This is a genomic window from Nonomuraea sp. NPDC005983, from assembly GCF_040614375.1.
In the GTDB taxonomy this organism is placed as follows: domain Bacteria; phylum Actinomycetota; class Actinomycetes; order Streptosporangiales; family Streptosporangiaceae; genus Nonomuraea.
The window spans coordinates 25,453-50,660 of the sequence record NZ_JBEXUP010000019.1; the positions used below are offsets into that span (position 1 = coordinate 25,453).

Annotated in this window: 27 protein-coding genes; 16 read left to right on the forward strand and 11 right to left on the reverse strand. The window is 71.4% G+C overall.

Going from position 1 to position 25,208, the window contains the following annotated elements; all coding sequences use genetic code 11:
- Nucleotides 1–4: 4 nt before the first annotated feature.
- Entirely contained in the window at nt 5–1,510 is a 1,506-nt protein-coding gene (locus tag ABZ297_RS11860) for a protein kinase (protein WP_355343381.1), read from the reverse strand.
- A 113-nt stretch (nt 1,511–1,623) separates the two neighbouring features.
- Here ABZ297_RS11860 and meaB point away from each other — a divergent pair, with 113 nt between their 5' ends.
- From meaB to ABZ297_RS11885, 5 genes are all read left to right on the forward strand, one after another.
- Nucleotides 1,624–2,583, forward strand: a complete 960-nt coding sequence (meaB, locus tag ABZ297_RS11865; RefSeq protein ID WP_355343558.1) for a methylmalonyl Co-A mutase-associated GTPase MeaB — start codon at nt 1,624–1,626, stop codon at nt 2,581–2,583.
- A gap of 145 nt (nt 2,584–2,728) precedes the next feature.
- Nucleotides 2,729–4,873: a CehA/McbA family metallohydrolase gene (locus ABZ297_RS11870; protein ID WP_355343384.1), complete on the forward strand. Its 2,145-nt coding sequence runs from the start codon at nt 2,729–2,731 to the stop codon at nt 4,871–4,873.
- Between the two features lie 6 nt (nt 4,874–4,879).
- Nucleotides 4,880–5,821 carry an acyltransferase domain-containing protein gene (locus ABZ297_RS11875; RefSeq protein WP_355343387.1) on the forward strand — a complete coding sequence of 314 codons (942 nt, stop codon included), beginning with the start codon at nt 4,880–4,882 and terminating at the stop codon, nt 5,819–5,821.
- A 114-nt stretch (nt 5,822–5,935) separates the two neighbouring features.
- Entirely contained in the window at nt 5,936–6,553 is a 618-nt protein-coding gene (locus tag ABZ297_RS11880) for a TetR/AcrR family transcriptional regulator (protein ID WP_355343390.1), read from the forward strand.
- Nucleotides 6,550–7,674, forward strand: a complete 1,125-nt coding sequence (locus ABZ297_RS11885; RefSeq protein ID WP_355343393.1) for an acyltransferase family protein — start codon at nt 6,550–6,552, stop codon at nt 7,672–7,674. Before ABZ297_RS11880 ends, ABZ297_RS11885 begins: the two co-directional genes overlap by 4 nt.
- A gap of 33 nt (nt 7,675–7,707) precedes the next feature.
- On the opposite strand, the gene ABZ297_RS11890 is transcribed toward ABZ297_RS11885, so the two are convergent.
- Nucleotides 7,708–9,480, reverse strand: a complete 1,773-nt coding sequence (locus ABZ297_RS11890; RefSeq protein ID WP_355343396.1) for a long-chain fatty acid--CoA ligase — start codon at nt 9,478–9,480, stop codon at nt 7,708–7,710.
- Between the two features lie 33 nt (nt 9,481–9,513).
- Nucleotides 9,514–9,696 (reverse strand): hypothetical protein, encoded by a 183-nt coding sequence (locus tag ABZ297_RS11895; RefSeq protein ID WP_355343399.1) that lies wholly within the window; start codon nt 9,694–9,696, stop codon nt 9,514–9,516.
- A gap of 25 nt (nt 9,697–9,721) precedes the next feature.
- Between ABZ297_RS11895 and ABZ297_RS11900 the strand changes: the two genes are divergently transcribed.
- Together ABZ297_RS11900 and ABZ297_RS11905 are read left to right on the forward strand one after the other, a co-directional pair.
- Nucleotides 9,722–10,243 (forward strand): CGNR zinc finger domain-containing protein, encoded by a 522-nt coding sequence (locus tag ABZ297_RS11900; RefSeq protein ID WP_355343402.1) that lies wholly within the window; start codon nt 9,722–9,724, stop codon nt 10,241–10,243.
- Nucleotides 10,244–10,419: 176 nt separating this feature from the next.
- Entirely contained in the window at nt 10,420–10,554 is a 135-nt protein-coding gene (locus ABZ297_RS11905; protein WP_355343405.1) for a hypothetical protein, read from the forward strand.
- A 101-nt stretch (nt 10,555–10,655) separates the two neighbouring features.
- On the opposite strand, the gene ABZ297_RS11910 is transcribed toward ABZ297_RS11905, so the two are convergent.
- A complete protein-coding gene (locus ABZ297_RS11910; protein ID WP_355343408.1) occupies nt 10,656–12,098 on the reverse strand; it encodes an alpha/beta fold hydrolase in 1,443 nt (480 codons plus the stop codon).
- A gap of 262 nt (nt 12,099–12,360) precedes the next feature.
- Between ABZ297_RS11910 and ABZ297_RS11915 the strand changes: the two genes are divergently transcribed.
- Together ABZ297_RS11915 and ABZ297_RS11920 are read left to right on the forward strand one after the other, a co-directional pair.
- Nucleotides 12,361–13,017 (forward strand): response regulator transcription factor, encoded by a 657-nt coding sequence (locus ABZ297_RS11915; RefSeq protein ID WP_355343411.1) that lies wholly within the window; start codon nt 12,361–12,363, stop codon nt 13,015–13,017.
- A gap of 18 nt (nt 13,018–13,035) precedes the next feature.
- Nucleotides 13,036–14,259 carry a HAMP domain-containing sensor histidine kinase gene (locus tag ABZ297_RS11920; RefSeq protein WP_355343414.1) on the forward strand — a complete coding sequence of 408 codons (1,224 nt, stop codon included), beginning with the start codon at nt 13,036–13,038 and terminating at the stop codon, nt 14,257–14,259.
- 78 nt (nt 14,260–14,337) lie between these two features.
- Here ABZ297_RS11920 and ABZ297_RS11925 read toward each other — a convergent pair whose 3' ends face one another.
- Nucleotides 14,338–14,490: a hypothetical protein gene (locus ABZ297_RS11925; protein ID WP_355343417.1), complete on the reverse strand. Its 153-nt coding sequence runs from the start codon at nt 14,488–14,490 to the stop codon at nt 14,338–14,340.
- 257 nt (nt 14,491–14,747) lie between these two features.
- Here ABZ297_RS11925 and ABZ297_RS11930 point away from each other — a divergent pair, with 257 nt between their 5' ends.
- Nucleotides 14,748–15,734 carry a hypothetical protein gene (locus ABZ297_RS11930; RefSeq protein ID WP_355343420.1) on the forward strand — a complete coding sequence of 329 codons (987 nt, stop codon included), beginning with the start codon at nt 14,748–14,750 and terminating at the stop codon, nt 15,732–15,734.
- A gap of 73 nt (nt 15,735–15,807) precedes the next feature.
- Here the strand turns inward: ABZ297_RS11930 and ABZ297_RS11935 are convergent, their stop codons facing one another.
- On the reverse strand, nt 15,808–16,071 hold the full coding sequence (locus ABZ297_RS11935; RefSeq protein ID WP_350809006.1) for a zf-TFIIB domain-containing protein: 264 nt from the start codon (nt 16,069–16,071) through the stop codon (nt 15,808–15,810).
- 57 nt (nt 16,072–16,128) lie between these two features.
- Nucleotides 16,129–17,106 (reverse strand): aminoglycoside phosphotransferase family protein, encoded by a 978-nt coding sequence (locus ABZ297_RS11940; RefSeq protein WP_355343424.1) that lies wholly within the window; start codon nt 17,104–17,106, stop codon nt 16,129–16,131.
- A 220-nt stretch (nt 17,107–17,326) separates the two neighbouring features.
- Here ABZ297_RS11940 and ABZ297_RS11945 point away from each other — a divergent pair, with 220 nt between their 5' ends.
- The 4 genes from ABZ297_RS11945 (at nt 17,327) to ABZ297_RS11960 (ending at nt 19,133) form a co-directional block, all read left to right on the forward strand.
- On the forward strand, nt 17,327–17,497 hold the full coding sequence (locus ABZ297_RS11945) for a hypothetical protein (protein WP_355343427.1): 171 nt from the start codon (nt 17,327–17,329) through the stop codon (nt 17,495–17,497).
- A gap of 153 nt (nt 17,498–17,650) precedes the next feature.
- On the forward strand, nt 17,651–18,244 hold the full coding sequence (locus ABZ297_RS11950; RefSeq protein WP_355343430.1) for a DUF6461 domain-containing protein: 594 nt from the start codon (nt 17,651–17,653) through the stop codon (nt 18,242–18,244).
- A gap of 158 nt (nt 18,245–18,402) precedes the next feature.
- Nucleotides 18,403–18,723 carry a Stf0 family sulfotransferase gene (locus ABZ297_RS11955; protein WP_355343433.1) on the forward strand — a complete coding sequence of 107 codons (321 nt, stop codon included), beginning with the start codon at nt 18,403–18,405 and terminating at the stop codon, nt 18,721–18,723.
- Nucleotides 18,654–19,133 (forward strand): Stf0 family sulfotransferase, encoded by a 480-nt coding sequence (locus ABZ297_RS11960; RefSeq protein ID WP_355343436.1) that lies wholly within the window; start codon nt 18,654–18,656, stop codon nt 19,131–19,133. Before ABZ297_RS11955 ends, ABZ297_RS11960 begins: the two co-directional genes overlap by 70 nt.
- 312 nt (nt 19,134–19,445) lie before the next feature.
- Here ABZ297_RS11960 and ABZ297_RS11965 read toward each other — a convergent pair whose 3' ends face one another.
- On the reverse strand, nt 19,446–19,796 hold the full coding sequence (locus ABZ297_RS11965; RefSeq protein WP_355343439.1) for a hypothetical protein: 351 nt from the start codon (nt 19,794–19,796) through the stop codon (nt 19,446–19,448).
- Between the two features lie 168 nt (nt 19,797–19,964).
- Between ABZ297_RS11965 and ABZ297_RS11970 the strand changes: the two genes are divergently transcribed.
- The gene (locus ABZ297_RS11970) at nt 19,965–20,861 is read left to right on the forward strand and encodes a TIGR03619 family F420-dependent LLM class oxidoreductase (protein ID WP_355343442.1); all 897 of its coding nucleotides are present in this window, start codon (nt 19,965–19,967) and stop codon (nt 20,859–20,861) included.
- A 116-nt stretch (nt 20,862–20,977) separates the two neighbouring features.
- Here the strand turns inward: ABZ297_RS11970 and ABZ297_RS11975 are convergent, their stop codons facing one another.
- Both ABZ297_RS11975 and murQ read right to left on the reverse strand, forming a co-directional pair.
- On the reverse strand, nt 20,978–22,087 hold the full coding sequence (locus ABZ297_RS11975; RefSeq protein ID WP_355343445.1) for a serine hydrolase domain-containing protein: 1,110 nt from the start codon (nt 22,085–22,087) through the stop codon (nt 20,978–20,980).
- A gap of 182 nt (nt 22,088–22,269) precedes the next feature.
- The gene (murQ, locus tag ABZ297_RS11980) at nt 22,270–23,169 is read right to left on the reverse strand and encodes an N-acetylmuramic acid 6-phosphate etherase (RefSeq protein WP_355343448.1); all 900 of its coding nucleotides are present in this window, start codon (nt 23,167–23,169) and stop codon (nt 22,270–22,272) included.
- 57 nt (nt 23,170–23,226) lie between these two features.
- Here murQ and ABZ297_RS11985 point away from each other — a divergent pair, with 57 nt between their 5' ends.
- Complete coding sequence (locus tag ABZ297_RS11985; RefSeq protein WP_355343451.1) at nt 23,227–24,339, forward strand: DUF1343 domain-containing protein; 1,113 nt, start codon at nt 23,227–23,229, stop codon at nt 24,337–24,339.
- A 2-nt stretch (nt 24,340–24,341) separates the two neighbouring features.
- Here ABZ297_RS11985 and ABZ297_RS11990 read toward each other — a convergent pair whose 3' ends face one another.
- Nucleotides 24,342–25,205: a GNAT family N-acetyltransferase gene (locus ABZ297_RS11990; protein ID WP_355343454.1), complete on the reverse strand. Its 864-nt coding sequence runs from the start codon at nt 25,203–25,205 to the stop codon at nt 24,342–24,344.
- Nucleotides 25,206–25,208 lie beyond the last annotated feature (3 nt).

The window sequence follows — 25,208 nt, forward strand, 5'->3', positions numbered from 1 at the left end:
GGCGTCAGTACGTCTGGCGCGGGCAGAGCGTGACCGGGATGGTCCGCTGCTGGGTCACGGGAGAGGTGATGCGCAGCGTGACGTTGTGCGTGCTGCCGGAGCCCGTGACGTTGCGGGGCGAGGTCAGGTACTGCTTGCCGTCTTCGGAGATGAAGCGCGTGGACCGGCCGAGGGACTTGCCGTCGATGATCCACACGTAGCTGAAGCTCACCGGCGCGCCGTCGCGCTCCACCAGCGCCCGCAGCGTCACCTCGCCGCCGGCCCAGCAGTCGCCGTTCATGGCGCCGCCCGCGCGCACGTACCGCAGCCGCAGCCGCCCGGCCGCGGTGCTCGCCGACGGCTCGGACGTCGCGTCCGCGCCGGGCTCCTCGGTGGCCGTCCGCTCGGGCGCGGGCGAGTGGTCCTTCTTCTTGGTCCGGGACGGCGAGGCCGCGGCGGAGGCCGGCGTGGAGGCGGAGGTGCCCGCCAGGTTCTGCGTCCTGGGCTGCGGCGTCGAGGGCGTCAGCCACACGATGGCTCCCGCCAGCGCCAGCGCCGACAGGCCGGACACGCCCGCGATCATCACCGTCTTGACGCGACGCCGGCGGCCGCGCTTGGGAGGGGCGCTGACCGGCCTCCCACCTCCCGGCTGGGGAGACGCGGGGCCCGGCCCCTCGAGTCCGGGGTGGAAGGGGCCGGTGACCGGCGCCTCGGTGGGCGCCGAGGTGAGCGCTGGGGTGGGCGCCGGGGCCTGGCCGCCGGCCAGGTGGTGGAGCACGTCCTGCATGGTGGGACGGCGGGCCGGGTCCTTGACGAGGCAGCCGAGCAGCGTCGAGCGCAGCGGCTCCGGCAGCTCGCCGATCTGGGGCTCGTCGTGCAGGATACGGTTGATCACGGCGGGCAGCGAGTCGTCGCCGAACGGCGGCCCCCCGGTCGCCGCGAACACGATCACCGACGCCCACGAGAACACGTCCGAGGGCGCTCCTACCGGCTGCCCCGCGAGCTGCTCAGGCGCCATGTAGGCGGGGGTGCCGACGATGCTGCTCGTCGCGCTCAACCCCTGGTTCAGCGCGCGGGCGATGCCGAAGTCGGTGACGCGCGGCCCGTCACGGCCGAGCAGCACGTTGGAGGGCTTGAAGTCGCGGTGCACCACGCCCGCCCGGTGGATCGCGGCCAGCGCGCTCGCCGTCGCGACCGCGAGCAGCCGCACCTGCACGCCGGTGAGCGTGCCGGCCTGCTGGAGCGACGGCCCTTCCACGTACTCGGTCACGATGTAAGGACGGCCCGAGAAGGACGCGTCGAGCACCCGCGCGATGCCGGACGGCTCCACCTGGCGGGCGGCGGCGAGCTCGCCGGCGAGGCGTTCGTCGCCGGTCAGGTCGTCGCGGAGCACCTTGACCGCGACCGCCGTCCCGTTACGCGCCTGGCCGAGGTAGACGACGCCCTGGCCGCCCGCGCCGAGCCGTCCGGCCAGCCGGTAGGGCCCCACCGCGGTCGGGTCGCCCTCCCGAAGTGGTTCGACGTTGGGCATAAGGGGAGTGACTCCTGTGACGGGTGGGACAGAACGTCCATGACCTTAGCGGCAAATTTCGGCATGTGTCGGGAGTTAGGCTGATCGAGCTGGAGGAGAGGAGGAGGAGGCCGGTGCGCTCGCTGGAGGACTACGTCCAGGGTGTCAAGGACGGATCCCGCGTCTGGATCGCCCGCGCGATCACGCTGGTGGAGTCGACCAGGTCCGACCACATCGCGCTGGCGCAGCAGCTGCTGGTCGAGCTGACCCCGCTCGCCGGCAGGGCCCGCCGGGTCGCCATCTCCGGCGTGCCGGGCGTGGGCAAGTCGACCTTCGTCGACGCCCTCGGCACCCTGCTGACCGGCCGGGGCCACCGGGTCGCCGTGCTGGCCGTGGACCCGTCCTCCACCAGGACGGGCGGCAGCATCCTCGGCGACAAGACCCGCATGGCCCGCCTGTCGACGGACCCTGCCGCCTTCATCAGGCCCTCGCCCACCTCCGGCACGCTGGGCGGCGTCACCCGGGCGACCAGGGAGGCCATGGTCGTGGTCGAGGCGGCCGGGTTCGACGTGGTGTTCGTCGAGACCGTCGGCGTCGGCCAGTCGGAGACCGCGGCGGCCGACATGGTCGACACGTTCCTGCTGCTCAGCCTCGCCAGGACGGGCGACCAGCTCCAGGGCATCAAGAAGGGCGTGCTGGAGCTGGCGGACGTCATCGCCGTCAACAAGGCCGACGGCGAGCACGAGCAGGCGGCCCGCAGGGCGGCGAGGGAGCTGGCGGGCGCGCTGCGCATGCTCCGCTCCGACAGCGCCCCGCCCCCGGTCCTCACCTGCAGCGGGCTCACCGGCGCCGGGCTCGAGGACCTGTGGCGGCAGATCCTCGCCCACCAGGACGGGCTCGACGTGGACGCCAAGCGCCGCCGCCAGCAGGTGCAGTGGACCTGGACCCTGGTGCGCGACCGCCTCCTGGCGGAGCTGCGCGACGACCCGGAGGTGGCGGCGATCACCGCGGACGTGGAGCGCGACGTCCTCGCAGGCGCGCTCACCCCCGTCCTGGCCGCGGAGCGCCTCCTGGGGGCTTTCAAGCGGATCTGACGGGAGGAAGGCGAACAAGGCTCGTCTCCCAGGTGTGGAGTCCTCCGCCGTAGGTGGAAATATCACCATCCGCACCACGCAGCGGAGCCGGCCGCACACGTGATCCGTGTCACGATGGCGCGCAACCGACGCTGGGGAGGCGCGCGTGTGCCAGGAGTCGACGCTGCCAGAGACGCTGCCAGAGACGCTGCCCGAGACGCTGCCCGAGACGCTGTCAGAGGCCCTGTCAGAGACGCTGCCCGAGACGGTCGCGGAGGCGCTGCACGAGTACGGCCGGTTGCTCGGGGAGCACGGCATCACGTGGGGCGAGCCCGAGCTCTCCTACGTGAAGCTGTTCGCCACGCGCAGGGTGCTGCCCGCCGCGCTGACCGACCGCTTCTGGCGGCTGGTGGTGGAGCGGCTGACGGAACGGCATCCCGGCAATCCGCTCGACCACCTCGGCACCCTGCTCGCCGAACCCGACTACGACGAGTTGCTCCGCGACACCCTCGACGGCGAGCTTCCCGGCCACCTCGCCGCCCTGCGCGTCACGGACACGGGAGCCGTCCTGGAGGGCGCCACCCACGTAATCCTCGGGGGAGCGGGCGCGAACGGCGGGCCACCCGTTCCGCTCCTCGTCGACTCGCGGCGGCCGCACTCTGTCGTGGTCGGCGTCGACGGGGTGCGGCGCGAGCTCCCCGGGCGCGGCGCCTGGCTGGTCGACGTCGCCCCGCACGCCGAGCTCACCGTCGACGGCGTGCCCGTTGAGCTGGGACGGCTCGCCAGGACGGCGCCGAGGGCGCGGCTGCGGCTGGTGGCCGGGGTCCCGTGCCGGTGGAGCGTCGCCGGGGCAGGCGGGCAGGGCTGGTTCCCCGACGGGGTCCCGCACCGGTACGACTTCCACGGCAGGCCCTACTTCCACGGCGACGACCTCCTGGTGGACGTCCCCGCCGAGCCGCTGACGGTCACGGTGGCGCGCGGCATGGAGCACGGCGAGGTCAGCGTCCGCGTCGAGCCGGAGGCGGGCGAGCAGCGTCTGGTGCGGCTCGCCCCGCCACGGCTGTACGACGCCGCGGCCCGCGGCTGGTACGGCGGCGACCTGCACGTCCATCTGAACTGGGCGGGCGACGTGGTCGCGGCCCCCGCCGACGCCGCCGCCGCGCAGCACGGCGAGGACCTGCACGTGCTCAATCTGCTGGCGGGCAACGTGTCGGGCGGGCGCGTCTACGACCGTGAGGCGCTGCACCACTGGATCGCCGCCGACCTGCCCTGGTCCGACGCCACCCACCTGGCCAGGATGGGCGTGGAGTACCGCAACGACCTGCTCGGCCACGCCTACGCGTTCGCGCCCGAGGCCGTGCCGAGCCGCTTCCACACCGGCTTCGACGGCGACGCCGACTGGCCGCCCAACGCCGAGGGGCTGCGCGAGCTGCGCGGCCTCGGGGCGCTGGTCGGCTACAGCCACCCGTTCCGGCTGCCGATCAAGGACGGCGACCCGCCCAAGGCGATCGTCTGGCCGTGGCCGCGCAACTGCGCCTCCCGCGAGCTGGTCGCCGACGCCGCGCTCGGCCTCGTCGACAGCCTGGACGTGCTCACCCACTCCTCGATCCCGTCCACCGCGACCGTCTACCGGCGGTTGGTCGGGGCGGGCAACCGGCTCGCCGTCACCGCGGGCACCGACGCGATGATCTCCTTCACCCGGGCCGGCAACCAGTCGAACCCGCCCGGCTGGGCGCGGGTGTACGCGCGGGTGGAGGGGGCGTTGACGGCCGCGTCCTACGCCGCCGCGGTGCGCGCGGGCCGCACGTTCGCCACCACTGGGCCGTGGGTGGAGCTGTCGGTCGACGGCCACGGGCCCGGGGACACGGTCGACGTCCTGCCCGGCGACCGGCTCACGGTCACCGCGGGCGCGCTCGGACCCGAGGTGACCGCCGTCAGGATCCGCACGGCAGAAGGGGTCCGCGCCGCCGCCGAACGGTTGGCCGACCGCGAGGCGGCGCCGGAGGAGGTGCTGTCGGTGACGGCGGAGCTGGAGATCCACGAGCCCACGTACGTCGTCGCCGAGGTGCTCTGCGCCTCGCACCCGCGCACCCTCACCGAGACCGGCTACGCCCTGACCAGCCCCGTCTACCTGGACGTCGAGGGCGGGCGGGTCGCCAGGGAGTACGACGTGCGCTGGTGCCTGGAATGGCTGGACCTGCTGGAGGACCTGATCAGGCAGCACGGCCGGCTGGCCGGCCGCGACCAGCTCGCCGACCACCTGGACCTGCTGGAGGAGGCGAGGGCGGTCTACCGGTCGCGGCTAGGCTGATCGCCGATGGACATCGACGCAGTGCGCAATGCCCACCCCGACTGGCTCGACCACCTGGAGTCGCTGGGAGGCCTGGACCTCTCCTTCCCCCGCGACCTCACCGCGGAGCTGCTCAGGCTGGCCGTCCCGCACGAGGACATCGCCGCCGTCCTCGCCGACGTCCCCGGGCGGGGCAGCCGGAGGTGGTGGCTGGCGGAGCGGTGCGTCCACTCGCTGGTCTCGACCATGGGCAGCCTCGACCGGCCGCCCGCGTTCCCCTCCCGGTTGCCCGACGGGTTCGGGCCGTACTTCTTCGTGCACGTCTTCCTCGCGGCGCTGCCGTACACGCGGGAGTACCACCGCGAGCACGGCGTCCCCGACGAGGTGTCCTGGGCGACGCTGACCGACCTGGGCCGCAACATGGCCGTGCACCGCAGGCGGCACGGCACCGGCGGCCTGCACGCGCCCTGGTGGTTCACGCTGCACGCCCGCGGCGTCCTGTACGACCTGGGCAGGCTCCAGTTCGAACGCACCCGCCTCAACGGCGCCACCGGCGAGGGCGTCGCCGCGGCGGGAGCGCCCGCCGGGCCGGGAGATCCGGCGCTCGGCGTGCACGTCCCCGAGTTCAAGGGCCCGCTGACGGCGGCGGCGTGCGACGCGTCGTTCGAGCGGGCCAGGGAGTTCTTCCCGCGCCACTTCCCTGAGGAGCGGCACCAGGTCGCGACCTGCCACTCGTGGCTGCTCGACGACCAGCTCGCCGCCTACCTGCCCGGCTCCAACATCGTGGCCTTCCAGCGCCGCTTCCACCTGCTGCAGCGCCTGAACGCGGGCGCCATGCTGGCCTTCGTCTTCGGGGCCGACGCCGAGGCCGCCGAGCTGCCCCGCCGCACCGCGCTCGAACGGGCGATCGGCGACCACCTTGCGGCGGGCGGCACCTGGTATGCACGGGCGGGCTGGCTCAGGCTCTAGCGACGAGGCCGCAGCCGGGCAGCCGGCCGCGCTCCCTGCCCATGAAGCGGCCCTGCGCGGCCATCAGCGAGCACCCCGATCGCAGCATCTGGCCGCATGTGTTAAATTTTGGCCATGCGGTCAGAAATTGGAACCGACGGCCAGAAGGGTCGGACGTTCATCGAAGAGGCGAGACGGGCGCAGATCATCGCGTCCGCCGTCGAGGTGATCGCCGACCTCGGCTTCGCCCGTGCGTCCCTGGCCCAGATCGCCAAGCACGCGGGCATCAGCAAGGGCGTCATCTCCTACCACTTCGCCAGCAAGGACGCGTTGATGGAGGAGGTCGTCGACCGCCTCTACGCCGGCATCGCCGACCACGTCCTGGCCAGGACGGAGGGCGTCGCCACGGCCACCGAACTGCTCAGGACGCACATCCTGTCGGTCGCCGAGCACATGCGCGGCCACCGCACCCAGATCAAGGCGCTGGGCGAGATCTTCTACAACCTGCGCGACGCCGACGGCCGGCCCCGCTACGGCATCAACGCCAACGAGGAGGTCTACCAGGCGCTGGAGCAGATCTACCGCCTCGGCCAGGAGAGCGGAGAGTTCCGGCAGTTCGACGTCCGGGTGATGGCGATCACCCAGTCGTCGGCCATCGACAACATGTTCGCCTACTGGGTAGCCCGCCCGGGGCACGACCTCGACGCGCACGCCAGAGAACTAGCCGACCTCTTCGAAAGGGCGGTCCGATGAAGGCCGAACCGCGAGCCACCCCTACCTCCACCCCCGCCTCCACCCCCACGCCGACCGCCGGCCGCCCGCGCCTGTTCGCCATCGACAACCTGCGCATCGTGCTCACGGCGCTGGTCGTCGTCCACCACGTGGCCCTCACCTACGGCAACATGCCGCTCTGGTACTACAACGAGCCCGCGCGTGACGGCTCCGGCGTCGTGCTGGACATCCTGGTCACTTTCAACCAGGCGTTCTTCATGGGCTTCTTCTTCCTCATCTCCGGCTTCTTCACCCCCGGCTCGTACGACCGCAAGGGCGGCAGGGCGTTCATGCGCGACCGGCTGGTACGGCTCGGCATCCCGCTGATGGTCTTCCTGCTGCTGCTGCGCCCCCTGGTGACCCTCGGCGCCTACGGCGACTACAAGCACCTGCCGTACTGGCAGTTCTACCTCGGCTCCTGGGACCCGGGGCCGATGTGGTTCGTCGAGGTGCTGCTCGTCTTCGCCGCCCTCTACGTCCTCTGGCGGCGCTTCGGCGGGCCCGCGCAGGAGCGCCCGTCCGCGCCGAAGGCGCGCTGGATCGTGCTGTTCACGCTCGGCCTGTCGGTGGCCGCGACGCTGTGGCGGATCCCGGTGCCCGTCGGCACGTACGTGCCGGTGCTGGGCCTGCCCACCCCGTACTTCCTGCCGCAGTACGCGAGCATGTTCGTGCTCGGGCTCATCGCCTTCAGGCGCGGCTGGTTCCAGGCCCTGTCGCGCCGGGCCGGGCGGATCGGCCTGCTCGTCGCCGGCCTGTCGAGCGCGGTGCTGCTGCCGCTCTCCGGCATGACCGAGGGCTTCGTCGCGACCGCCGTGACGGCCACCTGGGAGTCCACGTTCGCGGTCAGCATCATCATCGGGCTCGTCGTGCTGTTCAGGGAGCGGTACAACCACCAGGGCCCGCGCGGCAGGTTCCTGTCGGACCAGGCGTTCACCGTCTACATCATCCACCCGCTGGTGCTGGTCGGCGTCGGCTACGCGCTGAGCGGGCTGCACGCGATCGCGATCGTCAAGTTCGCCGTCGCGGCGGCCGTCTCCCTGCCGCTGTGCTGGGGGCTGGCCTACCTGGTGCGCTCGCTGCCCGGAGCCAAGCGGGTGCTGTGAGCATCGCGGGCAGCGGCGCCGCGCCCTACGCGGTCAGCCGTCGTAGAAGGAGTCCAGCGTCGAGCCGTAGCGCTCCTCCACGGCCTTGCGCCTGATCTTCAGGCTCGCCGTCAGCTCGCCCGTCGCCACCGTGAAGTCCTCGGCGAGGATCGCGAACTTCTTGATTGTCGCGTAGCCGGCCTGGTCGGCGTTGACCTCGTTGACGGCCTTCTCGACCTCCGCGCGCATGCGGGGGTGCTCGCGCAGCTCCTCCGGGTCCTTGGGCAGGCCCTCGGCCTCGGCCCACGGGACGACCACGTCCATGTCCAGCGTGACCAGGGCCGTGCAGTAGTTGCGCCGGTCGCCGTGCACGAACACGTGTGACAGGTACGGGCAGGCGGCCTTGATCCGGCCCTCCAGGTAGGTGGGCGCGACGTACTTGCCCCCCGAGGTCTTGATCAGCTCCTTCTTGCGGTCGGTGATGCGCAGCCGCCCGGCGGAGTCCAGCTCGCCGATGTCGCCGGTGTGCAGCCAGCCGTCCTCCAGCGCCTGCGCGCTCTCCTCCGCCAGGCCGTGGTACCCGCGCATGATGCCGCGCCCGCCGATCAGGACCTCGCCGTCGTCGGCGATGCGGGCCTCGGTGCCGGGCAGCGGCGGACCGACCGTGCCGAACCGCACCGTGTCGGGAAGGTTGAGGAAGCTGCCCGCCGACGACTCGGTCAGGCCGTAGCCCTCCAGGATCGTCAGCCCGGCCGCGTCGAAGAACTCGGCGATGTCCTGCGACAGCGGCGCGGCCCCCGAGATGAAGAAGCGGATCCGGCCGCCGAACCGCTGCCGCAGCTTGGCGAACACCAGCCGGTCCGCCAGGGCGTACTCGGCGCGCGTGGTGAACGGGATGGCGGCGCCGCGCTGCCTGGCCCGGCAGACCCTGAGGCCGGTCGCGCGCGCCCAGGTGAACAGGCGTTCCTTGACGCCGCCCTCGCGCCGGACGGTGGCCACCACCGTGTTGTGGATCTTCTCGAAGATGCGCGGCGCCGCCGCCATGAAGGTGGGCCGCAGCGTGCCGAGGTTGTCGGCGATCTGGTCCAGGCGGCCGTCGATCGCGGTGGGCACGCCGATGTCGATCATCACGACCTCCAGCAGCTTGCCGAAGGAGTGCGACAGGGGCAGCCAGAGGAAGTGCAGGTCCTCGCCGGAGAGCAGGTTCAGGTCGCGCACCGCGCCCGCGACGTAGAGCCAGTTGTCGTGGGTCAGCTCCACGCCCTTGGGGCGGCCGGTGGTGCCAGAGGTGTAGATGAGCGTGGCCAGGTCGTCGCTGCCGATGGCGTCGACCATCGCGTCGTACCCGCCCGTGTCGTCCGTGCCGCTGGGGGTGCGCATCGAGTCGAGCGTGATCACCCAGCCGTCGTCGCCGGGCGTGCCGTCGATGACCACGACGTGGGTCACGCCGGGCAGGTCGCTCCGCACCGACCTGAGCTTGGCCACCTGGGCGTCGTCCTCGGCCACCACGATCGTGCTGCCGGAGTCGCCGATCACGAACGCCGACTCGGCCGCCGTGTTCGACGGGTAGACCGTGGTGGTCGCCGCCCCGGTGGACAGCACCGCCAGGTCGGCGAGGATCCATTCCAGCCTGGTCGAGCTGAGGATCGACACCGTGGTGCCGGGGCCCGCGCCCAGCGCGGCCAGGCCGAGCGCCAACTCCCGCACCTGTTCGCCCACCTCACGCCAGGTCAGCGAGGTCCAGCCGTCGCCGGATCGGGTCCGGTAGGCCTCGACGTCAGGGGTGGCCGCGATCCGGTCGCGCAGCAGGGCGGGGATGCTCGTCATGCCTGACCTCCCGGAGAGTGATTGCTGCCGACTCTAGGACGGGATGCCGGGCCCGTCGATGGTCTTGGCCCGGGGAGACACGCACCCGACGAGGCTCCCGGTGCGCACTTCCCACGCGCCGCAGGAACAGCGCAGGTAGGAGACCAGGCCGTCGGAGGTGGCGTGCGTGGAGACGACGGTGAGGGCCAAGGGGTCGTGCGGGTTACCGGAGTGCATGACCCCAATCTGATGTAATGGCCTTATGCATTTCAATGCTTACGGCGGCAACGGGGCGGCCCTGGCGGCCGACCTCGTCAACGCCACCGACTTCAGCCCCGCGGCGCTGGAGCCGATCCTCACCGCGAACGCCATGCTCAGGCCCGAGCTCACCCCCGAGCAGGCGGAGCGGCTGAAGGAGTGGGCGCGCGAGCTCGAACCGCTCTTCGGCGAGCATGACCAGGACGTCCAGATCAAGCTGATCAACGACCTGCTCGACGTCACCGCGTCCAAGCCGTACGTGAGCGCGCACGACGGGCGCGAGCCGCACCTGCACTTCTTCTCCGTCGACGCCGACATCGTCTCCAGGGCCAGGGACACCACCGCGGGCGGGCTGGCCATGGCCATCTGCTTCTCCGGCGGGCGGCGGCTCGGGCGGTGCGACCGCGAGGGGTGCCGGACCGTCTACGTCGACACCTCGCGCAACGGTCGCCGGCGGTTCTGCTCGCTGGCCTGCGCCAACAGGGTGAATGTGGCGGCGCATCGGGCGAGGGGGGTTGCCAGGTGAGCGGAGCCGCCTCATGTCGTTCGCCATCGTCATCGACCATGTCTCCTTCGGCTGGTCCGATGGCACTGCGGCGCTGGACGTGAAGGGCAGCACTTGCAGGGTGACGTTGCGGAGCTGGGCCAGTTTGATCAGGTGCACGACCTGGGTGCTGCGAACCGCGGCGAGCGCCCCCCGGCGTGGACGTGACCACCGTGGCGATCTCCCTGGCCGCCTTCACCATCGTCTACGCCGTACTGGCCGCGATCACCGCGGTCATCATGGCCCGACACGTCAAGGCAGGCCTCCCGGCCTCTGCCCAGCCCAGACGCTGAGGGGGCGGCATCGTGAGCAAGGGCAGCCGGCTCAAGGCGCGCAGGCAGCCTGAAAGATCGAGCGAAGCCGCATCGGTTCCTCGGGCGCCGTAAATCGGTGGTCAGTTCGGAATTTCACTGCCATGGCAACCGCTGTCGATCCGGCCCGTTTCGAAGTACTTCACCACGTCGGCGGCGCACTCGGGAACCCGGGTGGTCGACACGTGCACGTCGTCGGCGACCGTGTAGACGGTGCCACCGACGGCGCGCTGTGTCTGTAGCGTCCAGTCGTAGGCGGACATGAACTCATGCAGGTGCCCCGCCAGCACCAGTGACCCGCTGCCCCGCTTCAACGTGGTCTGCTGCACCGGCAGCGGCCAGCCAGCACACATGGCAGGCGGTCCCCAGGACCGGCCGGTCGCCGGATGGCGCTTCAGGAGCCGCTGGTAGGCACGCCAGGCGGTGTCGAAACCGGCCCGGCTGCTGTCCTCGTTGCAGCCGACCGCCCAGTTCATGGTCATGTTCAGTGATTCGGGCGCGCCGGGCATGGGCGGGCCCATTATCTGACCGCCGCCGAGCATCTCCTTGACGGTGGGCGGGGCTGTGGTGCCGGTCGCCGTCCGCAGTTCGGCCAATGCCTTGCCCGCGCGCGCCCAGTCGGTCGAGATGCTCTTGGCCAGATCGGCGACGGCCCAGCCGTCGACGGGCTGCGGCAGGTCGCTGTAGGTCTTGGGACTCTTGTCGTAGGCGCGGACCAGCTTCGCCACCTGCTTACGCACCTGCCGGGTGGTGGCGCCGAGAGCGTAGGTCTTGTCGCGGCGGGCCAGCCAGGCGGCCATGCGCCCGAAGTTGCGCTCGGCCGCCTCCGCGCTGCCCTCGATGTGCTTGACGAAATCGGTCCACGGTGGTGCCACGCTGTCCAGGAAGGCCCGTCCGGTGTTCTCGGGGAACAGGCTGCGATACACCATGCCCAGATAGGTGCCCCAGGAGAAGCCGAGCACGTTGAGTTCGCTCTCACCCAGCGCGGTCCGTACCAGGTCCAGGTCCTTGGCCACGTTCTCGGTGGTGAGCTGTCCGAGGAAGGCGGGGTCGGAGTTCGCGCACTTCTGGTTGGCGGCGACCTGGGCGTCGTAGATCTTCCTGGCCGACTCCTTGGTCAGCGTGCCCGGCCTGTCCGGGCCTCTCGGGCCGGGCTCGCAGGCGACCTTGGTGCTGTAGCCCACCCCGCGGGGGTCGAGGCCGATGATGTCGTATCGCTCGTTGAGCCCCGCCATCTCCTCGTTTCTGAGCGCGGCCCGCAGGACCGGGTCCAGGTATCCGCTGTTCCCCGGCCCGCCCGGCAGGACGGCGATGGCGCCGAGCCGGTTGGCCTCGTCCGTGGCGGCCAGCCGGGTCACCGCGATGTCGATCGTCCGCCCGGCGGGGTCGCGATGGTTCAACGGGACGCTGACCGTCCCGCACTCCAGGCGCTTCATCTGGGTGCGGAAGGCCGGGATCTGCTCCTGCTTCACGCGCAGGCTCCGGATCACCTCATCGGGGTAGTCCGGGCAGGATTTCCATTGCACGGATGACACACCTGAACTCGGGCGGGAGTTCGCGACAGCGCTTGCGCCCGGGCCGGCAAGCTCGGCGGCGGTTGCGGGTGCTTGGAGGCTCAACGCCAGCGCCGCTCCTGTCAGCCCGGCCATGCCAACCGTTCTCCCACGCCTCATCTTCGATCCCTCTCTACGTGACTTCGAGGGTGATCACATCTACCGGCCGACACCTATCGGCGGGCGATCGGCGGACCATATGTGCTCCATATGCGGGCGTTGCGATACTGGCCGGATGCGAGTGCTCCTGGTCGAAGATGAGCAACCCCTCGCCGGGTACATCGAAGCCGGGCTGCGCAAGCACGGCTTCACCGTCGACGTCGCTCTCGACGGCCGGAGCGCTCTCGACAAGTGCGAGATCACGCCGTACGACGTGGTGGTCCTGGACCGGGACCTGCCCCTGGTGCACGGCGACACGGTGTGCCGCCGGCTCGCCCAGCGCGGTGAGTCGCGGGTGCTGATGCTGACCGCGTCCGACGCCGTCGAGGACCGGGTCGGCGGGCTGATGCTGGGCGCGGACGACTACCTGGGCAAGCCGTTCGCGTTCTCCGAACTGGTCGCCCGGGTCCACGCCCTGGTACGGCGCAGCGCACCGGCCCGCCCGCCGGTACTGCGCGCCGCCGGCGTGACCCTGGATCCGGCCCGGCGCACGGCCGAGCGGGACGGACGGCTGCTGCGCCTGACGCCCAAGGAGTTCGGCGTGCTCGAACAACTACTGGCCGCCGGCGGTGCCGTGATCAGCGCGGAAACCCTGCTGGACAAGGTGTGGGACGAGCACGCGGACCCGTTCACCAACGCGGTCCGGATCACCGTCGGCACGCTGCGCCGCAAGCTCGGCGACCCGCCGCTGATCGAGACCGTCACCGGCGCCGGCTACCGGATCGGCGGCTGAAGGATGGTCCGGCGCAGGATGGTCCGGCTGACCGCCCGGGCCCGGCTCGCATCGCTTCAGACCGCCCTGGTGCTGGCCGCCGGCGCCGCGCTGACCGGGTTGACCTACCTGCTGATGCCGCGCCGCGCGTTCTTCACCCACCTGGATCTGACCGGCTCTGCCCTGCCAGGCACGCCCCAGCCGATGCCACCGCAGGCCGGGGACCTGCGCGCTCTGGCCGACCGGGTGCAGGCCGACACCCTGTCCGCGCTGCTGCCCCAGGCCGGTCTGGCGCTCGTCGTGGTGACCACCCTGGCCGCCGTGCTGAGCTGGGTGGTAGCCGGTCGTGTGCTGCGGCCGATCCGCGTGATCTCCTCCACCGCCCTGCGGCTGTCGGCCGAGAACCTCACTGAACGGGTCCCGGTCACCACCCCTGCCGACGAGCTGTCCGCGTTGGCGCGCACGGTCAACGACATGCTGGACCGCATCCAGCGCGGCGTGGCCGAACGGGACCGGATCCTGGACAGCCAGCGGCTGTTCACCGCCAACGCCGCCCACGAGCTGCGTACACCGCTGACCACCGCGCGTACGGCGATCGACGTCACCCTGGACGGACACCCTAGCCGCGCCGAACTGCTCACCATGGCCGGCGACGTCCGCGACGCTGTCGATCACATGCAGCGCGTCCTGGACGGACTGCTGCTGCTGGCCCGCAGCCAGGCCGGGCTCACCGCACGACAACCGGCCGACCTGGCCGCCATCGTGGCCGCCTCCCTCGACGCCGCCGCGGCGCGGACGACAGCCGCCGGCCTCACCGTAGGATCCGAGCTCCGGCCGGCGCCGGTCAGCGGCGAACCTGTCCTGCTGGAACGGATGATCGGCAACCTGATCGACAACGCGATCCGCTACAACCAGGCGGGCGGGCACTTGGCCATCGACACCGGCACCGCGGCTGGACGCGCCGTCCTGCGTATCTCCAACACCGGCCGAAAGATCCGGCCCGATGAGGCGCAGACACTGCTGGAGCCGTTCGTGCACGGGCAAGGAACCCGCGTCCGGACCGACGGCTTGGGGCTGGGCCTGTCGATCGTGCGCGCGGTCACTCTCGCCCACCGCGGACGGATCGCGCTCGTCGCCCGCACCGACGGCGGCCTCGACATCACCATCGACCTCCCGCACAACCCGACAGCGACGGGCGGTGGCGATCAGGTGCAGCGCCGGCGCAGAGACCTCGACGTTCTCCCGGTCGTCGCCGGTCAGTAACGACTCCACATCTCATCCGATCTCGACGATCCGGGCGCCGATCAGGCGGCTGAAGGGCTGCGCGTCGAGCGCCTGCCATCAGCGGGCGGCGGGCGCGCCGCGCCGGGCGGCCCCCGCGGCGAGGCCGAAGACCCCGAGCGCGAGCAGGCCGAGCACCCCCGACGCGGGAGGCAGCGCCGCGCTCGTGAAGACCAACAACAGGACCCCGCCCAGGCCGCCGTCGACCGCCACGCCGATATAGGTGAAGCCGGTGTTCAGGGCGAGCGCCCGCCCCCGACCGGACAGGCCGTACGCGCAGAAGGTATAGCAGTGGCCGGCGGGAACTGGGGAGGCCCTGGCGGGCTACCGGGGCGCGCTGATCGTGGCCAGCCACGACCTGCCGTTCCTGGAGACCCTCGGCATCACCAGGTGGCTCCGGCAGGACAGGTACGACGGCCTGTCGGAATCCTGATTGACGCGTAGGGATCAACCGGGCGATAGTGTGGCAGGTGTCTGCCCCCCGATTGATCTCCTGCGCGCTCGCCCTGGCGGCCCTCACCGCGTCCACCGTGGCGTGCACCGCGACGGTTCCGGGGCCGACGGGCGGCGAGCCCGTGGCCAGAGGGGTCGCGGGCGGGCCCGTCAGCAACCCGTCCGGCACCAGCGGCACCCCCAGCGCGTCCGCACCGGCGGCGCTCACCGCCGACGCCTACAAGAGCGAGCTGAGCGGCCGGCACAAGACGATGCTCGACGCGCTCAACTCGATGGCGGGCGCCCGCACGGTCAAGACCCTCAACCAGCGTCTCGGGACGGCCGAGCAGGCGCTGGAGAGCTCGGCGGACGAACTGGCCGCGCTGTCGCCGCCACAGGACGTCAAAGCCCAGCACGACGCGTACGTCACCAGCCTGCGCGACCTCGCCGCCTCGCTCGGCTCCAGCGCAGGCAAGGTCGGCAGCCGCACGTTGTGCACCTCCTCGGCCGTCCTCACCGACCTGAACGACCAGCTCAAGGCGCTGGACCAGGCGGGGGAGGCGCTCCAGGGCGCCGGCGGCTTCCCGGCAGACGTGGTCACGGTGAAGGCCAAGGGCAAGCAGAGCAGGCGCCTCGGCAACGGCCACTACCTGCGCAAGGGCACCCTCAACGGCCGCAGCTCGCTGCAGATCGACAACGGCGGCTCCCGCGACGCGGTCGTCACCGTGGTGAAGGGCGGCTCCAAGGCGTTCAGCGTCTACGTCCGCAAGAAGTCGAAGTTCAAGGTCCTGGGCGTGCCCGACGGCACGTACAAGATCTTCTTCACGCACGGCGTCGACTGGGACGGCAAGGCCCGCTCGTTCACCCGCGACTGCAGCTTCGAACGGTTCCAGAAGTCGGTGAAGTTCAAGACCACCTACACCGCCACGCAGATCCTCTGGCATGACTGGCGGATCACGCTGCACGCCATCTCCGGCGGCAACGCCAAGACCTCGGACGTCGACCCGGAGCAGTTCCCCGGCTGACGGCGAGGGCCGCGCACCTCCCAGGTGCGCGGCCCTCAGCAGACCAGGTCGACCCGGATCAGGTCGAGACGGATCACGTCGAGAAGAGCATCCCGACCCAGCTGCGCTGCCGGTGGTGGCCGTAGTGACCGCCGTGGCCGCCGTGCGGCGCCCCCCAGGACGGCCCGTGCGCGGGCGGGGGAGGCGGGGGAGCGGCGTGCCACGAGGACTCCATCTGGGTGAGGGTCTCGAGCTCGCCGTAGTCGAGGAAGATCCCACGGCAGTTGTCGCACTGCTCGATGTGGACCCCGTTACGCTCGTATGTCCGCATGTGGCCGCGGCATTTGGGGCACTGCATCTACTCGGTCTCCTTGGCCTCGGGTTCTGAGGAGCAACCTACCGCGCGCGACCCCTGTCACGCTCGGACGATTCTGTTGCACGACTCGATCAACGCGTGTTCCACCTCATCCAGTTCCCGGCCTTCGCGCTCGGCGTTGACGACGGCCACGGCGGCCAGCTGCACGGTCAGCGCCCTGGCGGGCAGGTCGAGCCGCTGCCAGGGGTCGTCGCCGCCCAGCGCGGGCCCGCCCGACGCCAGGTAGGCGCCCAGGAACCGCCGCCAGACGGCCGGGTCGAGCAGCCCGGCGGCGAACCAGGCGGCGGGCCTGGCCAGGTCCCAGGCGGGATCGCCGACACCCAGGTCGTCGACGTCGATGAGCAGCCAGCGGTCGCGGTGGACCAGCTGACCCAGATGCCAGTCGCCGTGCGTGAGTAAGCCGGGCAGCAGCGGCTCAGGCCCGGGCAGTTCCTCGAACACGCGGCGGACGAGCCGCTCGACGGGCCCGTCACCGGACATCCGCCGCACCGCGCGCGCCACCCTCGCGGGCCCTCCGGCCGCGGGTAACGCGGGCACCAGCGTGAGCGGGACGGCATGCAACCGGGCCAGCAGCCTCGCCCCCGCCTCCCACGGGGCGCCGTCGGGATCGTCGTGGGCCACCGGACGTCCGGCGGGCCAGACGGTGACCGCGCGGCCCGCCACGCTCAGCACCTCGCGCTCCAGCGGGGCCAGCATCACCCCGCTCAGCGCGGCGGAGGCCACCGCGCGCAGCCGCGGCCGCAACGACTCCACGTCGTCGCGGCGCGAGTGCGCCTTCACGACCACCTCGCCCCTGCGCAGCACGACCACGTCGGTCCTGGTGGGGTGGAGCATGGTCGGCCCGCTACCGCCGTACGCATCCGCGACGCCCGCGAGCTCCTGCGCCAACCGCCCGCCCTCCGGCTCCCCGCCGAGATCGGGACCCGCGTCCGTGACGGTCGTGCGGTCGCCTTCTAAGCGGGTGCGCCCGCCTGCGACGCCGTCGTCCGGACCCGCTCGCTCCTCCTTCAGACCCACTCGTACAGACTATGGGGCGGTATGGGCGGTGCATGCCGCCGGACGCGATCGCCGGATCGGGCCAAACCTCCGACCAGACCTGCGGTAACGCCAGCCGCTCAACTTTTGGCGTGTGCCAGGGCGGGCAAGTCGCGGCCCGTGAGTGCCGCCACTCGCGGAATACACGCGGAATGATCTTGCCGCCCCTGCGGCTCGCGCTGCTGGCTGGACGGTGGCCGACGTGCTGCACGCGCTGGACGTCCGCGCCGACGACAGCGCCTGGACGTACACGTGGTCGAGCGTGGCCGAGCTGCGTCACATTCCCGGCTGGGTGCGGCATCGCCTCGCTGCCTGGCTCGACGACGACGGCCAGGCGCTGCTGTCGCGGGTCGCAGCGCGCGGCCGCGGCTGACGCCCGGCGCCCGACGCGGTACTGCGCGCGCCTCCGCCTCCCGCGTCGGTCACCGTCCACCTTAGAGCCCGGTGACAATGGGGTTTGGCGGCTGAGATTGGGATCAGCGATTCCTCGGCAGGTTGTGTCAGTGGGCTCTGCCATGATCGCTGCATGATCACACCCCCTGGTGACCACGCCTGGTTCGCCGACTCCGGCCTCGCGGAGGCGTACAGCTTCATCTTCGTTCGCGGGCTCACACCCGAGCAGCTCGTAGCCCGGATGGGTGGCCGGGCAGAAGACTTCTCCCGGATGACGCTCGATGAGTCGTTCGATGTCGGCGCCCGCTACGGCTACGAGACCGAGTTCGTCGCGGTTACGACCGTCGGTGACTGGGCGTTCGTCGCGCAGTGCAACAGCTGGCTCGGCGCCGACGACGACTTCATCGTGCCGCTGTCGGAGGGCACCCGTCTGGTCTCCCTCTACCGCCTCGACATCAAGGGGCTGGAGGACTTCCGCTGGATAGAAGACGGGGAGACCAGGTTCGCTTTCTGGGCCCAGGAGGGCTACTCCGAGGAAATCCCCGACGAACTCGTGGAGACCATGAAGCAGATCGACCACGACTACGGGGAAGACAAGTACGAGCTCTACCGGGGACCAGGGCTTGTCCTGATCGAGCATCTCACCGGCATCAAGATCACCCCCCAGATCTTGGAGGAGTCCGCCTACCTATCCGGAGTCATCTCCAAGCCGCCGACCACCACGTAAGCCTTTCCCAGCTGACGGCGTGTGATAGATGCAGCGCCGCGCCTGGCGTGCGCGTCGTCCGGCGCCCGACAGCTGCCGGACGGTCGACACAAGGTTACTTACCGGGCGAGGACGGTAATGATCACTGAATCCGTGCGCCATTGCCGTAGCATCCGACCATGGCAGTGCGATCCGGCTACATCCTCTGCGGTACCCCCCGGACCGGAAGCACCTTGTTGTGCAGCCTGCTGGGCTCAACGGGAGTACTCGGCCGACCCGAGTCCTATTTTCGTGAACCGGACGAAGCGACCTGGGCTCAGCGCCTCGGTGTGCCAATCGAGGGCGCAAGGGCACGCAACTACCGGGGCTTCGTCGGGGCTGTTTCCGACGCAGCCAGGACCGAGAACGGCGTCTTCGGTGCCCGAATCATGTGGGGTTCGCTGGAGCGGGTCACGACGGACTCCGGGGGTCCCGCGACGAGACGGACATCGCGACTCTGAACCGCGCACTCGGGCCGCTGACGTTGATCCACCTACGGCGCGAGGATCTGGTCGCCCAGGCAGTCTCTTGGTCTCGGGCAGAACAGACGGGCTATTGGCAACAGGGCGACGAAGCGTTGCGGCGGCCGCACGAGAACATCGATCAGATGCGCCAGCTGCTGGAGACCGTCCGTCAACACAACCAGGCATGGGAATCCTGGTTCCGCTCTCAGGGAGTCTCACCGCACGAGGTCACGTACGAGCAGTTGGTGGGCGATCCGGGCGCGGTCGTCGAAGGGATCGCCGCTCGACTGCGGATTGCCCTACCCCCAGGGTGGCAACCCAAGTCGCCCCACCGGAAGCAAGCCGACGAGGTGAACGAGAACTGGGCCCTCGCTCTGCGGACGTCTCTCGCGGCGCGTCCTCTGTGAGCCGTGGCGTCGAACGGCCCGCGCCCGCCCCGGCGTACTTCGCCCTCGTCGGTGGGCCCCAGCGTGGCCTCGTGATCGCTCCCGTCCGACAGCCGGCAATGTGCAAGCAGCCGCGGAAAATCCAACGAAACCTTCTCTGACCTGGCTCTTCATTGAAGGTGGCCAGTTCGCCTCGCTCCGGCTTGCCGTGGAGACGGTGTAGGTCGGAGACAGGTTCGTTGGATTTACGGCGAGTGCTACCGGGCGCCCTCACGGGAGCGACCCCGGCCCCTGGGACAGGGGGCGCGCACCGCGCTTTCCGGGGCCCTCGGCTTACTCGGCCGGCTGGAAATGGACCGACATGACCCTGAAGCCCGGCTTAAGCTCTTTCATCTCGTTCGCCGGGATGGTGGTGCGCCCACGTTGGCAGTCCCCAGACATGTAGAGCACGACGTTGTCGGAGGTCTGGTTGTCGGCGCGGTCGGCGTAGAGGGGGTAGTCCAGGTTCACGCACTCCCCGGGGGAGGCGGGGACCAGTTCCTCCTCCCCGGTGGGGCTGAAGAGGATCAGCTCCCCCTCCTCGGTCTGGGCGGTAGCGGCGTCGGCCCCGGCCGCTCCGGTGGCCAGCAGGCCCGCGGCCAGCAGCGCGGTCGCCGCGATCCTCGCGACAGAGCTCTTGAGCACGATGTCCTCCTGCAATGGGGAGTGCGAGGCGGCCGGCCCGCCTCCACTCCCGAGCACACCCTAGTAACTGTCTGGAGTCAATTAATGACACAGAGTTATCACTTCGTGCTTCTTCGCAGGTCACAGGCTCCTTGCTGGAGCGAATTCGCGTCGGTCAGACTTGGGCGCATGAGAGTCGGTTTCGCCGTGCCGCAGTCAGGCCCCTGGGCCACGCCGCAGAACATGCGCGTCATCGCCGCGAAGGCCGAGCGGCTGGGCTACCACGAGCTGTGGACGTTCCAGCGGCTGCTCTACCCGGTCGGCCACCCGATGGGCGCCACCTACCGCAGCGTCCACGACCCGGTGGTGACGCTCGCGTACCTGGCGGGTGTGACGAGCACGATCAGGTTGGGCGTCGCGGTGATCAACGCGTTCGTGCAGCCGGTGCCGCTCGCCAAGCAGCTCGCCACGCTCCAGACGGTCTCGGACGGCAGGCTGACGGCCGGGATCGGGCTCGGCTGGCTCGTGGAGGAGTTCGAGGCCGCGGGCGTGGGTTACGAGGGGCGCGGGCGCCGGGGTGAGGAGTTCGTGGAGGTGCTGCGCACGTCCTGGACGGACGACGTGGTGGAGCACCAGGGGCGTTTCTACCGGGTCCCGCCGTCCCACATGGACCCCAAGCCGTCCCCGGCGCCGCCGCCGATCCTGCTCGGTGGCACGGCCGAGGTGGCGCTGCGCCGCGCCGGGCGGCTCGGCGACGGCTGGGTCAGCTCCAGCCGCGAGGACCTGTCGCGCATCGGTCCCCGGATCGACCTCATCAGGTCCTCGGCCCGCGAGGCGGGCAGGGACGCCGACGCGCTCCGGTTCGTCTGCCGGGGCGTCACCCAGGTCCGTCAGGGCGGCCTCCCGGATCGGCGGCCCCTCACGGGCTCCTACGAGGAGATCAGAGCCGACGTGGCGTCCCTGGAGGCTCACGGCGTGACGGACGTCTTCCACGACCTCAACTTCGACGAGGAGATCGCCACAGCGGACCCCGAGGACGCGATGCGCCGCGCGGAGGAGGCCCTGGAAGCCCTCGCCCCCGCCTGACGCACCCACCGCGCGGAGGAGGCTCTGGGGGCGTCCCCGGTCGGGGGCTGTCAGGGACTCGGTCGGGGGCTGTCAGGGGGAGGCGGCTGGGCGCCGCTCCGGTGTGGGTGCCGGTGTCAGGGCTGGTCGGCGAGGCGCAGGGCCTCGGCCGCGACCGCGTGGCGCAGCGCGCGGATGCCGTCGCGGCCCCGTACCGGGTGGACGGCGTTGGTCAGGAGCACCACGGTCAGCCGGCGCGCCGGGTCGACCACGAGCGAGGTGCCGGTGAAGCCCGAGTGGCCGAAGGCCCCGGTCAGGGGGCCCACGATGCCGGGGTCGCCGATCCGGACGCCGAGCCCGTGCCGGAACGCCACGCCCTCCGCCCCCTGGTCGCGCAGCATCTCGGCGACGGTACCCGGGCGCAGCATGACCCCGCCGCCCAGCCGCAGCGTCTCGCCGAACGCGAGCACGTCGTCGGCGGTGGAGAAGACGCCCGCGTGCCCGGCAACCCCGCCCAGCGCGTAGCACGTCTCGTCGTGCACGTCCCCCCGAACGCACCCGGGGCCAGGACGCTCCGCCTTCCACTCGGTGGCCGCGATCCGCGACAGGTCGGCCGGCTCCTCTGCGCTGCGGTGTGAGGTGTCGGCCGGTTCCCGCAGGGCGCGGGTCATCGGGCGGTAGCCGGTGTCGGGCAGGCCCAGGACGCTTGTGACGCGGGCGTGGACGAGTTCGTCCAGGGGCGCTTCGCCCGCCACCTCCGCGACGTGGCCCGCCATCACCAGCCCGACGTCCGAGTACAGGTACGGCCCGCCGACCGGCGCGTTGATCGGCGTGTCGGTGATCGCCGCCAGCCGGGTGGCCGGGTCCGCGCCGGGCAGTTCCAGGTCGATGCGGCGGGTCGGCTGGAGACCCGCCGTGTGCGTGAGCAGGCGCCGCAGCGTGATGCGCGGGTCACGCCCCGGCAGCCAGGTGGCCACCGGTTCGTCGAGGTCCAGGCGGCCCTGTTCGACCAGCGACAGGATGGCGGACGTGGTGAACAGCTTGCTGATCGACGCCAGGTCGAAGACGGAGTCGCGGCGCACGGGCGGCCGGTCCTCCGCGAGGGTGCCTTCGGCGTCGGCGTACCGCACCAGCTCGCCGGTGGCCGACGCGGCCACCACGGAGCCGTTGACGGCGATCAGCGCGACCGCGGCGGAGCACACCCGCGGCACCCCGTCGGTCAGGATCGCGTCCAGCCGGTCCGACATCGTCCGTCCTCCCCGTCAGTCGTACGAAACCCCGTAACCCGCCCAGCTCAGTCAGGCCGCCCAGTCAGGCCACCCAGGCAGGCCGTCCGGTCGGGCCGCTCGGGCGATCTGCCCAGGCAGGCCGTCCGGTCGGATCGCTCGGGCTGGCCGCCCAGGTCAGGCCGCGCGGGCGAGCCGATCGGTCAGTTGCTCAGCGCGTCGCTGAGCCGCTCGCCGTGCGACTCCAGCAGCGCCCGCGCCCCTTCGGGGTCGAGCCCGTGCTGGATCATCAGCACCGCGATCTTCGCCTGGCCGCCGGCCGCGTCGAGCGCCTGGTTGGCGGTGTCGTGGTCGGCGCCGGTGATGTCGCTGACCATGCGGACCGCCCGCCCGGCCAGCTTGTTGTTCATCGCCGACATCTCGATCATCTGGTTCCCGTACGTGCGGCCGAGCCTGACCATCGAGATCGTGGAGATCATGTTGAGCACCAGCTTCTGCGCGGTGCCCGCCTTGAGCCGCGTCGAGCCGGTGACCACCTCGGGCCCGACGACGACCTCGATCGCGTGCTCGGCGGCGGCCGACAGCGGCGCGTCGTTGTTGCACGACAGGCCGACGGTCAGCGCGCCCCGCCGGGTGGCCTCGCCCAGGGCGCCGAGCACGAACGGCGCGCGCCCGCTGGCGGACACGCCCACGACCGAGTCGAACGTTCCCACCTCCAGGTTCTCGATGGCGGCGGCGCCGGCGGCGTCGTCGTCCTCTGCGCCCTCGACGGAGCGGGTCAGCGCGTCCGGGCCGCCGGCGATGACGCCCTGCACCAGCTCGGGGTCGGTGCCGAAGGTGGGCGGGCATTCGGACGCGTCGAGGACGGCGAGCCGCCCGGACGTGCCCGCGCCGACGTAGAGCAGGCGCCCGCCCGAGGCCATGCGCTCGGCGATCGCGTCGATCGCGGCGGAGATGGCCGGGATGACTACGGCGACGGCGGCGGGTACCGCGGCGTCGGCCTGGTTCATCAGTCGGGCGATCTGCTCGGTGGGCAGCCGGTCGATCTGGCTGTAGCGAGGATCGCTCTGCTCGGTGGACAGCTCGCGTAGTGGATCGATCATGACGCTAATTTCCACCCTTTACTTCTCTCTTGTAAATATCTTTCAGACAATGGGTTCATGTCATACGTACGCACCGGAGCTGAACGGCTGGCCGCGGATCCCGCACTCGCCGGAGGAGCCCGTCTCGGCCTGATCACCAATCCCACTGGCGTCCTGCCTGATCTGACCCTCACTCTCGACGCGCTGAGCGCGGCGGGAGCACCGCTGACCGCCCTGTTCGGCCCGGAACACGGCATGCGGGGAACCGCGCAGGCGAACTTCAGCGAGGGGGACACGACGGACCCCAGGACGGGCCTGCCCGTCTTCGACACCCACAAGATCGACGGGGCGGCGCTGGACGAGGTGGTGGCGCGTTCCGGCGTGGACACGCTGGTCTTCGACATCGCCGACGTGGGCGCCCGCTTCTACACCTACATCTGGACCATGTACGACCTGATGGCGTCGGCGTCCAGGCTCGGCGTGCGGTTCGTGGTCCTGGACCGTCCCAACCCGCTGGGGGGCCTGGTGACGGAGGGGCCGATGCTCGACCCGGCGTTCGCCAGCTTCGTCGGCAGGTTCCCGCTGCCCGTGCGGCACGGCAGGACCGCGGGGGAGCTCGCCACGCTGTTCGGCTTCGACCTGGACCTGCACGTCGTCACGATGGACGGCTGGCGGCGCGACATGGGCTTCGAGGAGACCGGGCTGCCGTGGGTGATGCCGTCGGTCAACATGCCGACCCTCGACACCGTGACCGTCTACCCGGGAACCGCGCTGTTCGAGGGGACCGACTTCTCCGAGGGCCGGGGCACCACCCGCCCGTTCGAGCTGGTCGGCGCCCCGTACGTGGACGACAGGTTCGCGTCCGAGCTCAACGCGCTCGGGCTGCCGGGGGTGCGCTTCCGTGACACCTGGTTCACGCCCACGTTCCACAAGCACGCGGGCGTCGCGGTCAGGGGGGTACAGCTGCACGTGTCCGACAGGACGGCCTTCAGGCCGGTGCTGACCGGCCTGTCGATGCTGCACGTGGCCCGCGTCCTCTACCCGGACCACTTCACCTGGCGGGGCTCCGACCTGTTCATGGACCACCTGTGGGGCTCCGACACCCTCACCAGGTGCCTGGACGCGGGAGAGGACCCGCGCGAGCTCTGCCCCGACCCCGCACACCCCGAAGGACCACTGCTCTACGCCTGACATCACGCCAGGTCGCGACGGTAGAGCCAGAAGACGCGTTCCGCTCGCGCGCCCACGGCGCGCGAGTAGAACCGCAGCGGACCCACCCAGCCGATCTGGGCGTCGGACTGGCCGGCAGCGCGCTGCTCGGCCAGGCACCGTCTGAGAAGCACCCTGCCGACCCCCAGGCCCGTCGCCGTGGGGGCGGTGCCCATCGGCCCGAACCACGCCGGCCGGGCGCCCCACGCGGCGAACCCCAGGATCTCGCCCTCGCGCTCGGCGTAGTGCAGCCCGGAGGCGTTCGCGGCCTCCCAGGCCCAGCTGTCGTTCCACTGCTCGCGGACGAACTCCACGACCCGCTCGCGGCTCTCGCCGGCCGCGTGGACGGCCACCCCGGCTCGCGCGAGCCGCGCCACCTCGGAGTCGACCGACAGGTCCACGGACAGGTCGGCCGTCATGTTCCAGGCGACGTCGTACCGCTCGTACCCCAGGCTCTCGGCCAGGCACGCGGCGGCCGTGTAACGGACGTCGATGCCGGGCCAGGCGTAGCACGGCGGGTTCCCGGTGAAGCGGGCCTGCGTGGCCCCCTCGATCCGCAGCCACTCCTCGGCCGCGCGCACCAGCTCCCTGCCGCGTCCCCGCCCCTGCACGCGCGGGTGCACCGCCAGCAGGTCGAGGTGCCCGACCGCGGGGTCCCGGGTGGAGACGGACGCCATCACCACGCCTCCGTCGTCGCCGATGGCGGTCCACCGCCGGTCGGGCGGCGGCTCGGCCAGCCTCCGGACGAGCGCCGCGGCCTCGCCGGCGTCGTACACCAGCGCGGCTCGCGCCACCTCCGCGGCCCCCAGGAGCAGCTTGCCGCTCACCGCGTCTCCGGCATCGGACAACGG